Raw genomic sequence first — 3,111 nt, forward strand, 5'->3', positions numbered from 1 at the left:
GCTGGAAGGAGGAGAGCAGTGCCATGAAGAGGGTGGCACCGTGGAGACGGGAGAGGGAGTCGAGGGAGTCGCGAAGGTGGAGGGGAAGAGAGAAGCGGTGAGTGGAGCCCTCGAAGGATTGGAGAGAGGGACGAGGAAAGTCAGTGGGAAGAGAGAGGACGTGAGGGACGCCGTCGAGGAGGCGAGTCCAGAAGGAGAGCTGGGAGGAGAGGGTGTCGCCGGAGAGCCAGTGACGCTGCCAGGAGGAGAAGTCGGCGTACTGGATGGAGAGCGGGGCGAGGGAGGAGGCCACGCCCTGGAGGCGAGCGAGGTACTCGGCGGAGAGCTCCTGGTAGAGAACGCCGAAGGACCAACCGTCGGAGATGATGTGGTGGAGGTTGAGCAGCAGCAGATGCCGCTGAGGCGCGAGGAGGAAGAGGCGCGCGCGGAAGAGAGGACCGAGGGCGAGGTTGAAGGGCGCCTCGGCATCGAGTTGGAGCAGGCGAAGGGCTTCGTCGTCGGAGTTGGGAGAGGACGAGAGGTCGACGAGTTCCCAGTCGAAGTCGAGGGAGTCGGAGATGTGCTGAGAGGGAACGCCGTCGCCGGGGAAGTGAGTGCGGAGAGCCTCGTGACGAAGGACGAGCGCGCGGAGGCTGTCGTGGAGTGCGGCGACGTCAAGAGCGCCCTCCAGACGCAGCGCGAAGGGCATGTTGTAGACGGCCTGCTGCTCATGAAGCTGGCTGAGGAACCAGAGACGCTCCTGCGCGAAGGAGAGCGGCAGCGGCGCGTCTCTGCTCACCGTTGGGACGAGGGCCACGTCTGTCGGAGCAGGAACGTCGTTTCGGCGCTGCTCGACGACGCGAGCAAGGGCCTCGATGGAGGGCGCCTCGAATAGCGCGCGAACGGGAATCAACGTGCCCAGGTGCTCCTGGATGCGAGAGATGACCTGGGTGGCGAGCAAGGAGTGCCCGCCCAGGTCGAAGAAGTTCGCGGTGACGCTGACGCTGTCGAGCTGAAGCACAGCGGCCCAGATGGCCGCGAGCCGCGACTCCAGCTCCGTGCGTGGAGCGACGAACGAGTCCGTCTCCAACGCTCCGAACTCAGGCGCCGGCAACGCGCGCCGATCCACCTTGCCATTGGGTGTGAGTGGAAGCGCGTCGAGGACGACGACCGCCGAGGGCACCATGTAGCTGGGAAGCTGTTGTCCCAGGTGCTCACGCAACAGTGTCCCGGAGCTTCGCGTCACGACGTATGCGACCAGTCGCTTGTCACCCGGCGAGTCCTCTCGCACGAGCACGACGGCGTCGCGCACGGCGGGATGGGCACGCAGCGCGGCCTCGACTTCACCCAGTTCGATGCGGAATCCGCGCAGCTTCACCTGGTTGTCGCGGCGGCCAATGAAGTCCAGCTCTCCGTCCTGACGGAAGCGAACGAGGTCGCCCGTGCGATAGAGGCGCGCGCCCGGAGTCGTGCTGAAGGGATGGGGAATGAAGCGCTCGGCGGTGAGGTCGGGTCTGTCCCAATAGCCCCAGGCGAGGCCGTCGCCTCCGACGAACAGCTCACCCGCGACACCCCGAGGAACAGGTTGCAGATTCGCATCGAGCACATAGGCGGTGCTGTTGGAGACAGGCCTTCCAATGGGGACCGACAGCTCGGTGGAGGGCTGGGCCTGATACCAGGTGCTGTACGTGGTGTTCTCGGTGGGGCCGTAGCCGTTCACCAATGCGACCGGTGCTCCGTGTGTGAGCACGCGTTGAACAGTCGTTGCGTCGGCGGCCTCTCCTCCGAAGATGACCCAGCGCAACCCCGCGAACGCATCAGGGTGCGTGCGCGCGGTGTGGTGGAAGATGGCGGTCGCGACGACCAGCGCGGAGATGCGCTCCTCCCGCAGGTGGCGCGCGAAGACGTCGGGCTGGATGACCTCGTCCTTGTCGAAGATGACGAGCGCGGCGCCATTGAGCAGCGCACCCCAGATCTCCAAGGTGGAGAGGTCGAACGTCACCGTGGTCACCTGGGCGACCCGGTCGTCTGGCCCCAGGCGGACCTGGTCCGGGTCGAGCGCCATGCGAACCACACCCCGGTGTGGAATGCAGACACCCTTGGGACGCCCCGTGGACCCGGAGGTGTAGATGATGTGCGCCAGGTCATCGGCGGTGCTGTCATCCACCCACGGAGTTGACGCCGAACCCTCCAGCGCATCCCCGAGCCGATCCAGGTTCACCACGTGCCACGGTCCCTCGGGAAGCCGCGTGCTCAGCGCATCGTGAGAGACGATGGCCGCGAGTCGGGCGTCATGGGCCATGAAGGCCAGTCGCTCCGTGGGGTGCTCGGGGTCGAGCGGAACGTACGCTCCGCCGGCCTTGAGACTCGCGAGGAACGCGACGATGAGCTCCGGGGACCGAGGCAGGCACACGCCCACCTGCGGATGCCGGCGGTTGACGCCCTGGGCTCGCAGTACCTGGGCCAGCGCATTGGCGCGCGAATCGAGCTGGGCATAGGTGAGCGCGCGCTCTCCCTGTCGAACCGCCACGGCTTCGGGCCGCAGCGCCACCTGTGCATTGAAGAGGCGCACGAGAGACGACTCGGACGGGTAGGCGCGCGCCGTGTGGTTCCAGTCGATGAGCCACTGGCGTTGCTCGTCGTCGGAGAGGATCGGCACTTGTCCGCAAGGACGCTCGGGTTCCCGGACGAACGCCTCGACGAGTCGCACGAAGTGCTCCGCCATCCGTTCGATGGTGTGCGGAGCGAACAGCGCGGTGGAGTACTCGATGGAGCCCCGGAGTCCCTCGGGGGATTCCTCCAGCGCGAGGAACAGCTCGAACCGCGACGTCCGTGTCTCCAGATCCAGCGGAGCGACCTGGAGCCCTGGAAGCTGAAGCTGTCCCCCGGGAGCGTTCTGGAGCGCGAATAGGACCTGGACCAACGGACTGCGTCCGGGCTCGCGCTCGACGTGGAGTTCCTCGACGAGCTTCTCGAAGGGAAGCTCCTGGTGGGAGTAGGCGCCCAGGCAGGAGTCGCGAGTGCGAAGGAGGACGTCGAGGAAGGAAGGGTTGCCGGAGAGGCGAGCGGGGAGAGGGAGAGTGTTGACGAAGAATCCGATGAGGGATTCGAGCTGAGGACGGGTGCGGTTGG

At 66.4% G+C, this 3,111-nt stretch carries 1 protein-coding gene; it reads right to left on the reverse strand.

Features of this window, described 5'->3' with window-relative positions:
- On the reverse strand, positions 1 to 3,079 hold a 3,079-nt coding region (locus tag HUA74_RS44850; protein WP_371817413.1), incomplete at its 3' end, for an amino acid adenylation domain-containing protein.
- Between the last annotated feature and the right edge of the window lie 32 nt (positions 3,080 to 3,111).

Source organism: Myxococcus sp. CA051A (genome assembly GCF_013336705.1).
Taxonomy (GTDB): domain Bacteria; phylum Myxococcota; class Myxococcia; order Myxococcales; family Myxococcaceae; genus Myxococcus; species Myxococcus llanfairpwllgwyngyllgogerychwyrndrobwllllantysiliogogogochensis.